The 16,813-nt window shown below is 60.5% G+C and carries 16 protein-coding genes and 1 riboswitch; of the genes, 10 read left to right on the forward strand and 6 right to left on the reverse strand.

The window, feature by feature from the left end:
* Nucleotides 1-204 precede the first annotated feature (204 nt).
* The 6 genes from ACN5AZ_RS10450 (at nucleotide 205) to ACN5AZ_RS10475 (ending at nucleotide 6,849) form a co-directional block, all read left to right on the forward strand.
* Nucleotides 205-492: a co-chaperone GroES gene (locus ACN5AZ_RS10450; RefSeq protein WP_419428817.1), complete on the forward strand. Its 288-nt coding sequence runs from the start codon at nucleotides 205-207 to the stop codon at nucleotides 490-492.
* An 89-nt stretch (nucleotides 493-581) separates the two neighbouring features.
* Nucleotides 582-2,225, forward strand: a complete 1,644-nt coding sequence (gene groL, locus ACN5AZ_RS10455) for a chaperonin GroEL (protein WP_419428818.1) — start codon at nucleotides 582-584, stop codon at nucleotides 2,223-2,225.
* 151 nt (nucleotides 2,226-2,376) lie between these two features.
* Nucleotides 2,377-2,667: a hypothetical protein gene (locus ACN5AZ_RS10460; protein WP_419428819.1), complete on the forward strand. Its 291-nt coding sequence runs from the start codon at nucleotides 2,377-2,379 to the stop codon at nucleotides 2,665-2,667.
* 152 nt (nucleotides 2,668-2,819) lie between these two features.
* Nucleotides 2,820-3,419 (forward strand): ribonuclease HII, encoded by a 600-nt coding sequence (locus ACN5AZ_RS10465; protein WP_419428820.1) that lies wholly within the window; start codon nucleotides 2,820-2,822, stop codon nucleotides 3,417-3,419.
* Between the two features lie 114 nt (nucleotides 3,420-3,533).
* Complete coding sequence (locus ACN5AZ_RS10470) at nucleotides 3,534-4,634, forward strand: site-specific DNA-methyltransferase (protein ID WP_419428821.1); 1,101 nt, start codon at nucleotides 3,534-3,536, stop codon at nucleotides 4,632-4,634.
* A gap of 265 nt (nucleotides 4,635-4,899) precedes the next feature.
* Nucleotides 4,900-6,849, forward strand: a complete 1,950-nt coding sequence (locus ACN5AZ_RS10475; RefSeq protein ID WP_419428822.1) for a methyl-accepting chemotaxis protein — start codon at nucleotides 4,900-4,902, stop codon at nucleotides 6,847-6,849.
* Between the two features lie 4 nt (nucleotides 6,850-6,853).
* Here the strand turns inward: ACN5AZ_RS10475 and aroC are convergent, their stop codons facing one another.
* The gene (aroC, locus tag ACN5AZ_RS10480; protein WP_419428823.1) at nucleotides 6,854-7,957 is read right to left on the reverse strand and encodes a chorismate synthase; all 1,104 of its coding nucleotides are present in this window, start codon (nucleotides 7,955-7,957) and stop codon (nucleotides 6,854-6,856) included.
* Between the two features lie 93 nt (nucleotides 7,958-8,050).
* Nucleotides 8,051-8,160, forward strand: a riboswitch (TPP riboswitch).
* 46 nt (nucleotides 8,161-8,206) lie between these two features.
* On the opposite strand from aroC, the gene thiB reads away from it, so the two are divergent.
* The 3 genes from thiB to ACN5AZ_RS10495 are packed head-to-tail and all read left to right on the forward strand — an operon-like array spanning nucleotide 8,207 to nucleotide 11,362.
* Nucleotides 8,207-9,184: a thiamine ABC transporter substrate binding subunit gene (thiB, locus tag ACN5AZ_RS10485; protein WP_419428824.1), complete on the forward strand. Its 978-nt coding sequence runs from the start codon at nucleotides 8,207-8,209 to the stop codon at nucleotides 9,182-9,184.
* Nucleotides 9,160-10,671 (forward strand): thiamine/thiamine pyrophosphate ABC transporter permease ThiP, encoded by a 1,512-nt coding sequence (locus tag ACN5AZ_RS10490; RefSeq protein ID WP_419428825.1) that lies wholly within the window; start codon nucleotides 9,160-9,162, stop codon nucleotides 10,669-10,671. Before thiB ends, ACN5AZ_RS10490 begins: the two co-directional genes overlap by 25 nt.
* Nucleotides 10,658-11,362: an ATP-binding cassette domain-containing protein gene (locus ACN5AZ_RS10495; RefSeq protein ID WP_419428826.1), complete on the forward strand. Its 705-nt coding sequence runs from the start codon at nucleotides 10,658-10,660 to the stop codon at nucleotides 11,360-11,362. Before ACN5AZ_RS10490 ends, ACN5AZ_RS10495 begins: the two co-directional genes overlap by 14 nt.
* An 82-nt stretch (nucleotides 11,363-11,444) precedes the next feature.
* On the opposite strand, the gene ACN5AZ_RS10500 is transcribed toward ACN5AZ_RS10495, so the two are convergent.
* Genes ACN5AZ_RS10500 through petA form a run of 3 tightly spaced genes read right to left on the reverse strand, consistent with a single transcriptional unit; the run spans nucleotide 11,445 to nucleotide 14,259 of the window.
* Nucleotides 11,445-12,290 carry a cytochrome c1 gene (locus ACN5AZ_RS10500; RefSeq protein WP_419428827.1) on the reverse strand — a complete coding sequence of 282 codons (846 nt, stop codon included), beginning with the start codon at nucleotides 12,288-12,290 and terminating at the stop codon, nucleotides 11,445-11,447.
* Between the two features lie 19 nt (nucleotides 12,291-12,309).
* The gene (petB, locus tag ACN5AZ_RS10505; protein ID WP_419428828.1) at nucleotides 12,310-13,650 is read right to left on the reverse strand and encodes a cytochrome b; all 1,341 of its coding nucleotides are present in this window, start codon (nucleotides 13,648-13,650) and stop codon (nucleotides 12,310-12,312) included.
* 12 nt (nucleotides 13,651-13,662) lie between these two features.
* Nucleotides 13,663-14,259, reverse strand: coding sequence for a ubiquinol-cytochrome c reductase iron-sulfur subunit (petA, locus tag ACN5AZ_RS10510; protein ID WP_419428829.1), 597 nt, complete (start codon nucleotides 14,257-14,259; stop codon nucleotides 13,663-13,665).
* A 234-nt stretch (nucleotides 14,260-14,493) separates the two neighbouring features.
* Here petA and ACN5AZ_RS10515 point away from each other — a divergent pair, with 234 nt between their 5' ends.
* Nucleotides 14,494-15,147, forward strand: a complete 654-nt coding sequence (locus ACN5AZ_RS10515; RefSeq protein ID WP_419428830.1) for an outer membrane protein — start codon at nucleotides 14,494-14,496, stop codon at nucleotides 15,145-15,147.
* Between the two features lie 54 nt (nucleotides 15,148-15,201).
* Here the strand turns inward: ACN5AZ_RS10515 and ACN5AZ_RS10520 are convergent, their stop codons facing one another.
* Nucleotides 15,202-15,804, reverse strand: a complete 603-nt coding sequence (locus tag ACN5AZ_RS10520) for a glutathione S-transferase (RefSeq protein ID WP_419428831.1) — start codon at nucleotides 15,802-15,804, stop codon at nucleotides 15,202-15,204.
* 69 nt (nucleotides 15,805-15,873) lie between these two features.
* Entirely contained in the window at nucleotides 15,874-16,800 is a 927-nt protein-coding gene (locus ACN5AZ_RS10525) for a tyrosine recombinase XerC (RefSeq protein WP_419428832.1), read from the reverse strand.
* Nucleotides 16,801-16,813: the final 13 nt, after the last annotated feature.

Raw genomic sequence — 16,813 nt, forward strand, 5'->3', positions numbered from 1 at the left:
GTGGCTCAAATTCCGGCAGGGGCACCTTAGGTTCAAGGCCAGGCAGCGCTGTCCGAAAGTGTAGAAAATTTCACGCGCCCGTGTTGACACGACTCGCTGCGCTCCTTACCTCCCTTGCCGTTAGCACTCTCTGCGGATGAGTGCTAACGGCTCGCTCGATGACGAGGGGCCAGAGTTGTAACTTTGAGTCAGGAGACCTCAGAGATGGCATTCAAACCGCTTCATGACCGCGTTTTGGTTCGTCGCACAGAATCGGACGAAAAGACCTCCGGCGGGCTGATCATCCCCGACAGCGCCAAAGAAAAGCCGGCGGAAGGCGTGGTTGTCGCGTGTGGCGAAGGCGCACGTAAAGACAGCGGCGAACTGATCGCAATGGCTGTGAGCGAAGGCGACAAAGTCCTCTTCGGCAAGTGGTCCGGCACCGAAGTCACCGTCGAAGGTGAAGAGCTGCTGATCATGAAGGAAAGCGACATCCTCGGCATCATCAGCTGAGGGCACGGTGGGTTGTAAACCCACCCTACGTCCAGCGGCCTTACCGGCCCATTCCTGATAGACCCAAACAACAGTTTTAGGAGACTACAATGTCTGCAAAAGACGTGAAGTTCGATACCGACGCCCGCAACAAGATGCTCAAAGGCGTGAACATCCTCGCCGACGCGGTGAAGGTGACCCTCGGCCCCAAAGGCCGTAACGTTGTGCTCGACAAATCCTTTGGCGCACCGCGCATCACCAAGGACGGCGTGTCCGTGGCGAAGGAAATCGAACTGGAAGACAAGTTCGAGAACATGGGCGCACAGATGGTGAAGGAAGTTGCTTCCCGCACCAACGACGAAGCGGGCGACGGCACCACCACCGCGACCGTTCTGGCCCAAGCCATCGTCAAGGAAGGCCTGAAGGCCGTTGCCGCGGGCATGAACCCGATGGACCTGAAACGCGGCATCGATCTGGCGACCACCAAAGTCGTCGAAGCGATCAAGGCAGCAGCACGTCCCGTGAACGACTCCGCTGAAGTCGCTCAGGTTGGCACCATCTCCGCCAACGGCGAAGCTGAAATCGGTCGTCAGATCGCGGACGCGATGCAGAAGGTCGGCAACGAGGGTGTGATCACCGTCGAAGAGAACAAAGGCCTCGAAACCGAGACCACCGTTGTGGAAGGCATGCAGTTCGATCGCGGCTACCTGTCGCCCTACTTCGTGACCAACCCCGACAAGATGATTGCAGAGCTCGACGACTGCATGATCCTGCTGCACGAGAAGAAACTGTCCTCGCTGCAGCCGCTGGTTCCGCTGCTCGAGCAGGTGATCCAGTCGCAAAAGCCGCTGCTGATCATCGCAGAAGACGTCGAAGGCGAAGCGCTGGCGACCCTCGTGGTCAACAAGCTGCGTGGCGGCCTGAAGATCGCAGCCGTCAAAGCACCGGGCTTCGGTGACCGTCGCAAGGCCATGCTGCAGGACATCGCGATCCTGACCGGCGGCCAGGTGATCTCTGAAGATCTGGGCATGAAGCTCGAGAACGTCACTATGGACATGCTGGGCACGGCGAAAACCGTGAACATCTCCAAGGACGAGACCACCATCGTGGACGGTCACGGCGAGAAGGCAGAGATCGAGGCACGTGTTGCTCAGATCCGCACCCAGATCGAAGAGACCACCTCGGACTACGACCGTGAGAAGCTGCAGGAACGTGTTGCCAAGCTGGCAGGCGGTGTTGCTGTGATCCGCGTCGGCGGCATGACCGAAGTCGAAGTGAAAGAGCGCAAGGACCGTGTGGACGATGCTCTGAACGCGACCCGCGCAGCCGTGCAGGAAGGCATCGTCGTTGGCGGTGGTGTTGCTCTGGTTCAGGCAGGCAAGTCTCTGGAAGGCGTCGAAGGTGCCAACGCGGACCAGAACCGCGGCATCGCGATCATCCGCGCCGCTCTCGAAGCACCGCTGCGCCAGATCGCGCAGAACGCCGGTGTGGACGGCTCTGTTGTGGCAGGCAAGGTGCGTGAATCCACCGACCTGAAGTTTGGCTACAATGCTCAGACCGACGAATATGGCGACATGTTCTCCTTCGGCGTGATCGACCCGGCCAAAGTGACCCGTACCGCTCTGGAAGACGCGGCATCGGTTGCTGGTCTGCTGATCACTACCGAAGCGATGGTGGCCGACAAGCCCGCCAAAGAAGGCGCGCCCGCAGGTGGCGGCATGCCCGACATGGGCGGCATGGGCGGCATGATGTAATCTGCCCCCTGTTTGGGAAATATGTCCTTCGGGAGAGACAAAGGCGCCCTCGGGCGCCTTTGTTGCGTTTTGGCGATGCTGTGACGCATCGAATTGTTATCGTCGTTCGGTGCAGATTGCATTACGCTACGGCAAGAATGGGGCGGAGAAGATGAGCAGACGCGACAGGCGCAAAGCGATGGAATTGCGATTACCGGATGATCTGCGCCTGAGATTGGTTGCGACCACCGACCAGCATCTGCCGCTGGCCTATCTGGCGCGTCAGGCTTTGCGGCAGGCGTTTGAACGGGGACATGGCTGGGAGACAGCGATACAGCCCGGTGATTCACGCCCCATCCTGTTGCAACTGACGACCGAGGAACAGGCCCAGCTGGCCAGATGGGCCGATCAGGCGGACAGTCAGGAGGTCGCGATCCTGTCGCTGATCGCGACCGTCGTTTAAGGCAAATCTAAGGCAGCCTTGTGTGGCTTTCAGGGGATAACCCTGTGGGAAAGCCGGAACTGTGGTGCGGCTGCATAGGTGGCGCTGTGGGTAACTTTTGCGGCTTCCTGCGTGGCTTGTTGGCCGATGTGGAATCAGTGTCTATCCACCGCATGGATATGGCTCTGGAAGAGGCTTTGTGGGCGCAGGACTTGCCCCGTGTGGCAGGCGTGGATGAAGTGGGCCGTGGCCCGCTTGCCGGTCCTGTGGTGGCCGCTGCCGTGGTGCTGAACCGCGAATCAATCCCCGAGGGGTTAAACGATTCGAAAAAGCTCAGCGCCAAGCGGCGGGCCTTTCTCGCGCCGCTGCTGTGGCAATCTGCCGAGGTCTCGATCGGGGTCGCCACGGTGGAGGAGATTGACCAGATCAATATCCTGCAGGCCAGCCTGTTGGCCATGCGACGCGCCGTAGAAGGGCTGCAAAGCGCCCCGTCGCATGTGCTGGTGGACGGCAACCGGATCCCCCCCGGATTGCCCTGCGATGCGACCGCTGTTGTGGGGGGCGATGGCAAATCGGCCTCCATCGCGGCGGCGTCAATTGTGGCAAAAATCTGGCGCGATGATGTCATGAAGGAGGCCGCGACACAGTGGCCGGGTTATGGTTGGGAAACAAACGCCGGGTACCCGACGAAGTGTCACAAATCTGCCCTCCGAAATCTTGGGGTGACCCCTTTCCATAGACGATCCTTCAAACCGGTACGCGATATCTTGTGACAAGTTTAAATCGCAAGGCCGTGATAACTTTAAATAATTGACCCTGAATCATTTTCGAATCAGATTCGATGCCAACGAACGAGCGTGAAAACACGCCGGGGACTGAGGCAGAGAATGACAACCATGACACGAGCGAAGAGCGCCCCCGCGCTCCCGATCAATACAATTATGTCCGGCGACTGTATCGAAGTAATGAACAGTCTGCCCGAGGCATCCGTCGACCTGATTTTCGCGGATCCGCCATATAATTTGCAGCTGAAGGGCGATCTGCATCGCCCCGACAATTCCAAGGTCGATGCCGTCGATGATCATTGGGACCAATTCAACAGTTTTGCCGCGTACGACAGCTTTACCCGAGACTGGCTGAAAGCGGCGCGCCGGTTGCTCAAGCCTGACGGGGCTATTTGGGTAATCGGCTCTTATCACAACATTTTTCGGGTCGGTGCCGCGCTACAGGACGCAGGCTACTGGATCTTGAACGATGTTGTTTGGCGCAAATCGAACCCGATGCCGAACTTCCGTGGCAAGCGGTTTACCAACGCCCATGAAACGATGATCTGGGCGTCGAAGTCCGAAGGCGCGAAATACACCTTTAACTACGAGGCGCTCAAATCCCTGAACGAGGGCGTGCAGATGCGCTCTGACTGGGTTTTGCCGATCTGCAACGGCAACGAGCGGTTGAAGGATGAAAACGGCGACAAGGCGCATCCGACACAAAAACCGCAAAGCCTGCTTCACCGCGTGATTGTAGGGGCCACAAACCCCGGTGATGTGGTGCTCGACCCGTTTTTTGGCACGGGTACCACAGGTGCCGTCGCCAAAATGCTGGGACGTGATTTCATCGGTATCGAGCGTGAGGAAGCCTACCGCAAGGTGGCTCAGAAGCGGATCGCAGACATTCGTCCGTTTGATAGCTCTGCACTGCAAGTGAGCCAATCGAAGCGTGCCGAACCGCGTGTCCCGTTTGGTCAACTGGTCGAACGTGGCATGCTGCGTCCGGGTGAAATGTTGATGAACGCCCGTGGCCAGCAAGCCAAAGTGCGCGCCGATGGCACCCTTGTTGGTGACGGCGTAACCGGCTCGATCCACCAGGTTGGTGCCAAGCTTGAGGGCGCGCCATCCTGCAACGGCTGGACCTACTGGCATTTCCAGCGCGAAGGGAAAACGGTCCCGATCGACGTGCTGCGCCAACAGGTTCGCGCGGATATGCAGTAACCGGATAGTCTTAAGACTTTCACAACAACAGACACCGCCGGTGCCCTGAGCCGTTTGACGTGCTCGGGCACCACACCTCACCCCGTCTGCCTGGCAGACGGGGCTTTTTGGTTTGATCCGTGGTGTTCCGGGCGTTTGCCGCGAAGGCTGCGATAAATTGCACGGAAAATTTCTTCTGATGCGAGGCTTTGTTTACCTCCTGTGACTAGGGTCGCCGGGCAATGGAATTGGTCGGCTCAGGGGGCCGGCAGAATAAAGGTGAAACATGTCCAGATTTTCGATCCGCTGGCAGATCATGTGTCTGGCAGTTCTGTTTATCGCCTGCCTGGTATTTCTGTCCGGGTTTTCCTGGCTGACGAATCGGACGTCGACGGAGACTTTTTACAGGTTCGAACGCGCGGCGCTGCAGAACAACAGCCTGAACCGCATCAAGGAACGGATTGAACAGGGCACGGCTGATCTGCTTCATTTTTCTTCCGGGCGCGTCGGGGCTTTGGAGCAGTTCGTGCAGAACCTTTCGGCCATTCATACCGAATTGGATGATGCGGTAGACACCTTCTACGATCAGCCGGAAACACTTGCAGCACTGCAAGACGCTCAGACGGTTGTTCAGGATTTGATCCGTTTTTCTGGTGACTTAGAAGAGGTGGCCCTGTTCGAGCGCAAAGTTACGGTCGATGCCAATTACATGCCGGATATCGATTGGCTACGCGATCATATCGCTGAGTTGCAGGACGACAGCGCCGCCGGTTTGCGTGAATTGACCCAGTCCGCGATGGATGGTTTGGCGCGCTCATCGACCTTGCTGTTGTCGACCAGCGCCCTCGTCATTTCCTTTGGTATATTGGCGGCGTTCATCTTTGGGCAGTTACTGTCACGCCCGGTTCAGCGTGCAGCGGCTGCGGTCTCTCACTTGCGGGATAAGGATTTTGAAACCGAAATTCCCGATACGAACCGCCGAGACGAGGTCGGTGCAATCGCTGTCGGGCTGGAAGAGTTGCGCGCCAATCTTCAAGCTGCGGAAGCGGCAGAGCAAATCGTTCATGCTGAAAATGAGCGTCGTGTCGGGTTGCTGCAAGAACTGGGGAAATCCATGGCGGATTTGCGAAAGGGCTCATTGGGACGGCGTATGAAGCCGTCACAATGGTCGGACCTTGGACCGAGTTACGTAAAGTTGTGCGAAGATTTCAATCAGCTGTCTTCCTCGCTCAGTCAATTGGTCGACTCACTGCGCAAAAGCGCCAATACGGTGGAAGGCAATGCTACGGAATTGTCCACCATGTCCGACGAGATGGCGCGCCGTGCCGAAGTCCAGGCGGCCACTCTTGAAGAATCGGCTGCAGCCTTGGACGGGCTGGCCGTGGGAATAAAAACAGCGGCAGACCGCGCGGAAGAGGTTGACCGAAAGGTCGTGGATGGCCGCCAGCACGCAGAAGAAGGCGGGCAGGTCATGGCTCAGGCGCTCGAGGCAATGAGTTCAATCGCCAAGTCGTCAGACCAGATCAGCCAGATAATTGGTGTGATTGACGATATCGCATTCCAGACCAATCTTTTGGCGCTGAATGCCGGTGTCGAAGCCGCACGTGCAGGTGAATCTGGCAAGGGGTTCTCGGTCGTCGCCTCCGAGGTGCGCGGACTTGCGCAACGCGCGTCCGAGTCCGCCAATGAAATCAAATCGTTGGTCTTAGGAAGTGTGACACAAGTCGAAGACGGCGAAAGATTGGTACAACAGACCAGCCATACGCTGAATCAGATCGTAGGTAATGTGACCGAGGTGTCAGAGATGGTATCGGAAATCGCCACTCTATCTAGGGAGCAGGCGGGCGGTGTCGAAGAGATCAACGTGGGTATCGCCGAGCTCGATAAGGTGACGCAGCAAAATGCGGCGATGGTGGGTGAAACGAGCACCGCAAGCCAGCAACTCACAGTCGAAGCCACACGTCTAAGCGACGTTCTGAACCGTTTCACCGGAGGCAAAGGCGACCCAACGCAGAGCTCCGGTCCTGCGGGTGTGCCGGAATTGTTCACACAGGCACCGCCGACGCAGCCTGCTCCCGTAGCAGTGAAACCGGCGGCGCAGGCAGCAAATTGGCAAGACGATGCCAAAGCAGTGGCACCTACGCAGCCCCATACTCCCGCAGCCAAACCGGCAAAACCTGCCGCAGCAGTAGCTGGAGAGCCGTCCGGCGGTGACGATGCTTGGGACGACTTCTAAAAAGTTACCCGATGCGCCCGCCTTGGTCGCCGATTTGTCCGCGATGCAACAGCAAATGGTCCAGCAGAACGCAGGCCATCATCGCCTCGCCAACGGGAACGGCGCGAATGCCGACACAGGGGTCATGCCGGCCCTTGGTGATGATATCAGTGGCCTGACCTGATTTTGTGATCGTTTGCCGCGGGCGCAAGATAGAAGAGGTCGGTTTCACGGCGAAACGCACGACCACATCCTGCCCGGTGGAAATGCCGCCCAAAACGCCCCCGGCATGGTTCGAGGAATAGGTCGGCTGGCCATCATTGCCCAAGAATATCTCGTCGGCGTTCTCTTCACCGGTCAGCTCGGCCGCTGCCATGCCTTCGCCGATTTCAACGCCCTTTACTGCGTTGATCGACATCATTGCTGCAGCAAGGTCGGTGTCGAGTTTACCGTAGATCGGCGCTCCAAGCCCTGCGGGGACTCCGCGGGCGACCACTTCGATCACGGCACCCACCGAATTGCCGGTCTTGCGAAGGCCATCAAGGTAGTCGGCCCATTCATCTGCCGCTTGTGCGTCGGGGGTCCAAAACGGGTTCTGCGCAATCTGCGCTGCATCAAACCGTTCGCGGTCGATCTTATGCGGCCCGATTTGCGTCATGTACCCCGTGATTTCCACGGCAGGCGCCAATTCAGACAGCGCCGCCCGCGCCAGACCGCCCGCTGCCACACGGGCCGCTGTTTCGCGCGCCGATGAACGACCGCCTCCGCGATAGTCGCGGATACCGTATTTCTGGTAATAGGTGATATCCGCATGACCGGGCCGGAATTTTTCGGCAATATCACCATAATCCTTGGACCGTTGATCGGTATTCTCGATCATCAGTTGGACCGAGGTACCCGTGGTCACGCCTTCGAACACGCCGGACAGAATGCGCACGGCATCAGGCTCGCGGCGTTGCGTGGTAAACTTGTTCTGGCCCGGCTTTCGCTTGTCCAGCCAATGCTGCAAAAGCGCCTCGTCCACGGGGATGCCCGGCGGGACACCATCAACCGTCGCGCCCAAGGCGGGACCGTGGCTTTCACCCCAGGTGGTGACGCGGAACAGGTGGCCAAATGTATTCAGGCTCATGGGCGGCTCTCCTTTGCGACCCGTGGTCTAGGCCAGCATGGCCATGCGCTCAAGGGGTTTCGGCTTGTCTCTGGCGCGGCGGCCCCCTAATCTCGCGCCACCTCGGGGTGGCAGGCGGTGTCCTGTCTGAGATTTGCGCAACGCATAAACCCGTTGAACCTGAACCGGTTAACACCGGCGGAGGGAAGGTGACCACAGGCTTGACCGCCCGTGTGACGCTCCCCCTCGCCGCAAATACAGGAGTGTGCCATGAAGGCATCGATATTTGCCGCGGGATTGTGTTTGGCGACCGCTGCGGCGGCGCAGGATCCAGTCCTGACAGTTTACGCCCCCGATTATTTCACCAGCGAATGGGGGCCGGGGCCGAAAATCGAAGAGCTGTTCGAGGCTGACTGCGCCTGTGATCTGCAATTCAAACCGGGAGAGCTGTTACCGCGACTGATGCTGGAGGGTGAGCGCACCGAGGCGGATGTTGTGATCGGCCTGAACTCGGACGTGACGAAGACCGCGCGCGACAGCGGCTTGTTCGCGCCGCATGGTGTAGACCTATCGGGGTTAACCTTGCCCATCGCTTGGGAAGATGACACCTTCCTGCCGTTCAACTACAGCCACACAGCTTTCGTCTATGACGCAACAAAGACCGAAGCACCGGAGTCCTTTGATGCGCTGTTGAATGCGCCGGATGATCTGCGGTTGGTGATCCAAGACCCGCGCACCTCCATTTCCGGCCTTGCACTGGTGTTGTGGGTGCAGGCGGTTTACGGCGACGGCGCGCAGGCTGCTTGGAAAAAACTGGCACCCAAGATCGTCACCGTCACCAAAGGCTGGTCCGAAAGCTACGGTTTGTTCACCGATGGCGAGGCGGACATGGTGCTAAGCTATACGACGTCGCCGGCCTACCACCTGATTGCCGAAGAGGACGATACCAAGAAGGCCGCCATTTTCCCCGAAGGGCATTATTTCATGGTCGAACTTGCGGCCAAGGTTGCAAACAGCGACCAGCCGGAACTGGCGCAGTCGTTCATGGATTTCATTTTGGGGGATGATTTCCAATCCATGATCGCGACGGGCAACTGGTCGATCCCTGCTGCACAGGACCCCGCGAATTGGCCAGAGGGGTTCCAGCAGCTCGACCTGCCGGAAAATGTTCTGTTCTACGATGAAGACACAGCCGCCGCCCTGCGAGATGAGGCCATCGAGGCATGGCGCGCCGCGCTCTCGCAATAACGGCAGGGCTGGCGCTGACGCTTTTGACGCTGGGGCCGGTGAGTGTCATGCTCGTTCGGGCCGGGGGGTTGACCGCCCTCGGGCCCGGCGATTGGCAGGCGTTGCGCTTTACTGTCTGGCAGGCGGCTTTGTCTGCCGTGTTCAGCGTGGGGCTAGCCATTCCCGTCGCCCGAGCGTTGACGCGCCAAAGATTTCCGGGGCGGGCGATTCTGGTCACGCTGATGGGCGCGCCCTTCATTCTGCCGGTAATCGTTGCGGTCATGGGGCTGATTGCGGTTTTTGGTCGCTCGGGCGTGGTGAATGATCTTCTGGCGCTGCTGGGCCTGTCCCGCATTGATGTCTACGGGTTGCACGGGGTCGTTCTGGCCCATGTGTTTTTCAACCTGCCACTTGCCGTGCGCATGTTGCTGAATGGCTGGCAGGCGCAACCGACGGAACCTGTGCGCCTCGCCGCGTCCTTGGGTCTGGGGCGGTGGGCGATGTGGCGGGTGATCGATTGGCCCGTGATTGCGCGGGTCGCACCGGGCGCCTTGGTGGTGATCTTTGTGATCTGTTTGACGTCTTTTGCGGTGGCGCTGACTTTGGGTGGGGGGCCGCGTGCCACGACGGTTGAACTGGCGATCTATCAGGCGATGCGGTTTGATTTTGACTTTGGCCGTGCGGCGACGCTGGGTCTGTTGCAAGTGGCCTTGGGGATCGGGGCCGGTGTGGTGGCGCTGACGGTGGCGCCGCATGGCGGGTTTGGCATGGGGCTGGACCGTGATGTGATGCGGCGCGACGGCCACGGGGTCACACGGGGTCTGGATACGGTATGGATCGGGCTTAGCGCCGCGTTTCTGCTTGTGCCGCTGGGGGCAATCATTGCCAAGGGGCTGTCGGGGTTGCCCTTGCTGGGCGCGGACACGCTGCGGGCGGCGGGGCATTCCTTGGCCGTGGCGGCAGTGTCGACCGCACTGTGCATGGTGTGGGCAGCGGCGCTTGCCAATCGGCGCGGAGAGCTGTTGGCACTGCTCGCCATCACCGTGTCGCCTCTGGTTTTGGGGACAGGGCTGTTCTTGCTGCTGCGCCCATTTGTGAACCCCTTTGTGATGGCGCTGCCAGTCACCGCTTTGGTCAATGCCTTGATGGGGCTGCCGTTTGCCCTGCGGATTATCACCCCACAGGCAGAGGCGGTCGCGGCAGATTACGGGCGGCTTCGGGCGTCCTTGGGCATGACCGACTGGGCATGGTTCAGGTTGGTGTGGCTGCCGCGGCTGCAACGGCCAATTGGCTTTGCGGCGGGCCTGGTGGCGGCGCTGGCCATGGGGGATCTTGGGGTGATCGCCCTGTTCGCTGATCCTGATCGCGCCACCTTGCCCTTGCAAGTCTATCGTCTGATGGGGTCTTACCAGATGGAGGCCGCGTCCGCGGCGGCGGTCTTGTTGCTGGGGCTCAGCCTTGGCGCCTTTGTGTTGTTCGACCGGGGAGGCCGGCTTGCTAAAGCTTGAAGACGCGACCATGTCCATGGGGCAGGCTGTCCTGCGCGCCGATCTGGCACTGGGGCCGGGAAGGCGGGTGGCAGTTCTGGGGCCCTCAGGCGCGGGGAAATCGACGCTTCTGGATGGGATCGCAGGCTTTCGGCCGCTGGCGTCCGGACAGATCAGCTGGACGGGGCGCGACCTGACAGCCGCAGGGCCTGAACAAAGGCCTGTGTCGATCCTGTTTCAGGATGGCAACCTGTTTCCGCATTTGGATCTGGCCCGCAATCTGGGGCTGGCCCTGCGGCCTGATGGGCGCAAACCGGGCCGGGAAGAGCTGCCACGCATCGAAGGAGCGCTAAAGCGTGTCGGACTGGAAGGAATGGCGCGTCGCAAACCGGGCACCCTGTCGGGTGGCCAGCAAAGCCGCGCCGCACTGGCGCGCGTTTTGCTGATGGCCCGCCCGGTTTTGTTGCTGGACGAACCCTTTGCCGCGCTTGGGCCGGGGCTGAAGGCCGATATGCTGGGTTTGGTGCGCGAAGTGGCGGACAGTCTGGGCGCGCTGACCATTATGGTCACCCATGCGCCCGAAGATGCGCGCCAGTTTGCGCAAGAGATCGTGCTGGTCGCAGATGGCGTGGTGCATCCGCCCGTGCCGACCAAGGCGTTCTTTGACGTGCCGCCCAAAGCGTTCCGCACCTATATGGGGCAGGGGGGCTAGCCCCGACCCCACAGCAGCTTAAGGCAAAAGAAAAGCCCCACCGAAAGGCGGGGCTTTTGCTGTGTTAGGGTCCGGAGCCGGATCAGGCGTCTTTCTTGCCTTTGACCGGGGCCCACAGGCGCTTGTTCACGACGTAAAGCAGTGCCGACAGCACCAGCAGGAAGAACACGCCGACAAAACCGGCTTGCTTGCGTTCCATCATCTTGGGCTCTGCGGCCCACATCAGGAAGGCCGCAACGTCTTCTGCTTCGTGGTGCAGCGAGTTGGAGTGACCATCGTCGAACTCGGTGTCTTCGCCGTACAGCGGCTGTGCCATGCCGATCCAGGAGCCCGGAACGGTGTGGTTGCCGTCTTCGTCAAGGCAGGATGCGGGGTAGCCGCCTGCCGTGAACACGGTGTTGTAGCTGCCGTCGAAATCCTCGGGCGCGCATTCAGGGGCTTCTTCGTAGCCGATCAGCAGCGAGGCGATATATTCCGCGCCGCCCATGCCCTTGAGGAACTGGTTGATGCCCAGACCGTAGGGGCCGTGAAAGCCCGCACGTTTCTTGGCCATCAGCGACAGGTCAGGCGCGTTGGCCGAGGTGACTTCCGGGAAGTGATCGGTGGGCACCGCCGGGCGGAAATCGCCGTCACCGCCTGCCAGCTCGGGGTCCCAGACCTCGAACTGAGACGCGTAGGCAAAGACTTCGTCTTCGTTATAGCCCAGAGCCTGCAGGTCGCGGATCGGCACGTACATCAGGCCGTGACATGCGGCGCAGACTTCGGTGTAGATCTTCAGACCACGCTGAAGCTGGTTCTGGTCGTAGGTGCCAAACGGGCCCTCGAAGGAGAAGGCAAAGTCCTCGACGTGGGCCTCGCCACCGGCCGCATATGCGCCGGTGGTCAGGCCAACGGCCGTCAGGGCCGCGAGGGTGAGTTTCTTGAACATCTCTTGCGATCCTTGTTGCTTATTCCGCCGGAGAGACAACGGTTTTGGAACCGCCGGTCTTCGACTTGTGCGCTTCGAAGTCTTCTTCGATCGTTGCCGGACGCGGCAGCGGTTTTTCAAAGACGCCGAGCAGCGGCAGGATGACGAGGAAGTAGGCGAACCAATAGGCCGAGGCGATCAGCGAGAAGGTCGCATAGGGTTCCTCGGCGGGCATGGCGCCCAGCCACATCAGGGCCATGAAGTCGAATGCCAGCAGCCAGAACCACCACTTGAACATCGGACGGTAACGGCCCGAACGCACGCGGGAGGTGTCCAGCCAAGGCGCCAGCGCCATGGCGAGGATCGCACCGAACATCGCCAGAACACCAAAGAACTTGGCGTCGATGATGCCGCCGGTCACGAAGGACGCGATCTGAACAACCCAGACTTCAGAGGTGAAGGCACGCAGGATCGCGTAGAACGGCAGGAAGTACCATTCCGGCACGATGTGTGCAGGCGTCGCCAGCGGGTTCGCCTCGATGTAGTTATCGGGGTGGCCAAGGTAGTTCGGCATAAAGCCCACGATCGCAAAGAACACCGCCAGGATCACGGCAAGCGCGAAGAGGTCCTTGATCACGTAGTAGGGCCAGAACGGAACGGTGTCTTTGTCTGCCTCTGCCTTCGAGGTGCGGCGCACTTCGACACCGGTCGGGTTGTTGTTGCCCGTGGTGTGGAAGGCCCAGATGTGCACGATCACCAGACCGGCAATCACGAAGGGCAGCAGATAGTGCAGCGAGAAGAAGCGGTTCAGCGTCGCGTTGTCCACCGCCGGTCCACCCAGCAGCCATGTCTGGATCGCTTCACCGATGCCCGGAATAGCGCCGAACAGGCCGGTGATCACGGTCGCGCCCCAGAAGGACATCTGACCCCAAGGCAGAACGTAGCCCATAAAGGCGGTGCCCATCATCAGCAGGTAGATCAGCATACCGATGATCCATGTGATTTCGCGCGGGGCCTTGTACGACCCGTAGTAGAGACCACGGAAGATGTGCAGGTACACAGCGACAAAGAACAGCGACGCGCCGTTCATGTGCAGGTAACGGATGAAGTGTCCGCCATTCACGTTACGCATGATGTGCTCGACCGAGGCAAAGGCCAGATCGACATGCGGCGTGTAGTGCATCACCAATATGATGCCGGTGACGATCTGCAGTGCAAGGCAGAAGGTCAGGATGATGCCCCAGATCCACATCCAGTTGAGGTTCTTGGGGGTGGGCATCATGATTGTGTCATAGAGCAGGCCGACGATGGGCAGACGCGTATGCGCCCACTTCTCGATGCCGGTCTTCGGCTCGTACTGATCGTGCGGGATTCCAGCCATGTTATGCGCTCCTTAACCCAGCAGGATGGTGTTGGCGTCGACCCAGGAGGTCGGCGGGACGGGCAGGTTTTCCGGCGCGGGGCCTTTGCGGATGCGGCCTGCGAGGTCGTAGTGTGACCCGTGGCAGGGGCAGAACCAGCCGCCAAAATCGCCCGCGTCGCCCAGCGGCACACAGCCAAGGTGCGTACAAACGCCCATCTGGACCAGCCAGCTGCCTTCGGCCTCTTCCGAGCCGTCGGGGTTCGGAATGGTGCGGTTTGCGTCGGTGGCGGGGGCCGATCCGTCGATGTTGTCGTTCCGCGCGAGCGGGTCAACAACGCTGACACCGTTTGCGAATTCTTCGTCCTGGGCCTGGGCCTTGGCGATCTCGTCTTCGGTCCGGTGGCGGATAAAGACAGGCTTGCCCAACCATTTGACCGTCAGCTGGGTGCCCGGTGCTACACCGGAAATATCCACACGAATGGTGGACAGCGCCCGCACATCGGCAGAGGGGTTCATCTGGTTGACCAGCGGCCAAATCGCCGCGCCCGCGGTGACGGCCCCGGCGCCGGCTGCGGCGTAGTAGAGGAAGTCCCTGCGGGTGGCATCATGATCGTCAGCGTGTGACACGATTGTCGCTCCCTAAGTTCGGGGCCCGAGGAAGCGCCCTCCGGCCGAGATACGTCAAAACGCACGGGCGAGTCTTTGCCGACTCTCCCGCGCGCTTTCTGAGGCGTATCTACCCGCCGGTTTTGTTGTGGTAAAGCGTACAAAAGACACAGTTTGATGGTCGTGCGGATGTGTCGCGGTTGAAACCCACCTTTTAGCGGACTACGTGCGCCACAAACAGCAGGAGTGCTTCGGGTGAAAAACGTGATTTTGGGGGCAGCCATCGTGGCAGGCCTGACCACCGCCGCCGCCGCCGAAACCGAACTTTCGTTCTACACCGGGTGGCAGACCTTGCCGCACAGCCGTATCTCGGGCGAGCTGCCCAATGGCGGTGGCGACTATGACGAGCTGGTCGGCTGGAAGGGCGACAGCTTTGCCGCACCGCCTTATTATGGCGCGCGCGCCATGTGGTGGCAGCCGTCGGGGCTGGGTTTCGGCGTCGAATACACTCACACCAAGGCCTATGCTGATGATGACACGTTGGACACGCTGGGCTTTTCGCAGCTTGAATTCACCGATGGCCACAACGTGCTGACCGCCAATGTGCACAAGCGTTGGGAAGACCGCTGGGGCAACATCACGCCTTACGTCGGTGGTGGTCTGGGCATTGCCTTTCCACATGTGGATGCCGATCACGAATCCGGTTCAAACACCTATGGCTTTCAGGTCACAGGTCCCGCGGTTCGTCTGACCGCAGGTGCCTCCATGCCGATCAACGACCGCTTCTCTGTGTTCGGGGAATACCAGTTCACCTATTCCACGAACGAGGGCGATTTCGAGGATGGCGGCAGCTTTGACACCGACATTAAGACAAATGCGCTGAACATCGGTGTTTCGCTGAACTTCTAAGCGCAGTCGAACCGGAACAAACGCCGCTCCCTCCGGGGGCGGCGTTTTCGTTGGTCAATCCGGTTTTGTGGCCAGCATGGCGGGGCGCTGCGCCATTTTGTCGTACCACGCCGCCAGATCATTGCGACCAATGCGCCATTGCCGCACGTCGTGGCGGAAATCCAGATACCCCAGCGCGCAGCCCACCGCGATCTGCCCCATATCCAGCGGCCCGTTCAGGTGGCTCATCCAGCGGGTTTCCAACGCGTCGAGCGAGCGCGCCACCTTGGACCACTGGCCTTCGATCCAGTCCATCGACACATGTTCCGGCGCGCGAAAGCGTTCCTCGTAGACAATCAGAACCGCGGCTTCCATGATGCCATGCGCCGTCGCCTCAAGCGTCAACGTGTCCCAAATGCGCGCCTCTGGGTACAGGCCGGCCTCGGCGCGGGCGTCGAGAAACCGGCAGATCACGCGACTGTCGTACAGCGTGGGGCTGTTCTCCCGCACGAGGGCAGGGATTTTCCCGACCGGATTTGCCGTGGCCAATGCGGCATCGGCCTGCAGTGGGGTCGTCGCGACATTGACCCGTTCCACATCATCGATCTGGCCGGTCTCGTGCAAGGCCACCATCACCTTGCGAACAAAGGGCGAGGCGGGCGAATACAACAGTTTCATGGGGGACCTCCTGTGCGGTGTCCATCATGCTTGGCAGGCTTGGCGCTCGGGCTCAAGCGCCTGTGACGCCTAACCTGCTTTGGGGTGGCAGGCGTCGTAGATTTTCATCAGATGCACCTGATCAACGCCGGTATAGGCCTGTGTTGTCGACAGCGACGCATGGCCCAGCAGTTCCTGAATGGCGCGCAAATCGCCGCCCGCCTGCAACAAATGGGTGGCAAAGCTGTGGCGCATGGCGTGCGGGGTCGCAGTCGACGGCAGGCCCAGTTGCATGCGGGCGCGTTCGGTGACCTTTGTGATGTGGCGCGGGTTCAGCGCCCCGCCGCGAGCGCCTCGAAACAGCGCCTCGTCCGGTGTCATAGGGTAGGGGCACAGCGACAGATAAGTGTCCACCGCACGGCGCGCGATGGGCAACACCGGCACCAAGCGTTCCTTGCGCCCTTTGCCCATGATCCGCAGGCTGTCGGTCAGCGGCAGATCACGCCCTGTCAGTCCCAGCGCCTCGGAAATGCGCAAGCCGCATCCATACAGCAGCGTGGTCACCGCAGCATCGCGCGCGCCTTGCCAGCTGTCTTGCGTTTGCAATTCCACCGTGTCGATCATCGCGCGCGCGGCGTCTTCGGACAGGGGGCGCGGCAGTTTTTTCTGAAACTTCGGCGCGCGTATGGTCAGCACGGCAGTGGGCTCGAACCCCTCGCGTTCCGCCAGCCAGCGGTAAAAGGTCTTCACAGCCGACAGCTTGCGCGCCACTGACCGCGAGGAAATGCCCTGACCGCGCAGATGCGCCAGCCAGCCGCGCATGTCAGAGGTCGTCACCCGCGCCAGCGGCGCAAGCCCCTGCGGTTCCGCATGATGGCTGGTAAGAAAGGCGATGAAATCAACAACGTCGGTCCGGTAGGCCGTGACCGTATGCTCTGACGCCTCTTTCAACGCGCGCTGATGGTCCAGCCACGTGGCCAGCGCATGGCGCGCCGCTTGGGAAATCTCAAATGTCATGGCCCCACCTTAT

It is taken from the genome of Sagittula sp. SSi028 (assembly GCF_048553715.1).
Classification (GTDB): Bacteria; Pseudomonadota; Alphaproteobacteria; order Rhodobacterales; family Rhodobacteraceae; genus Sagittula.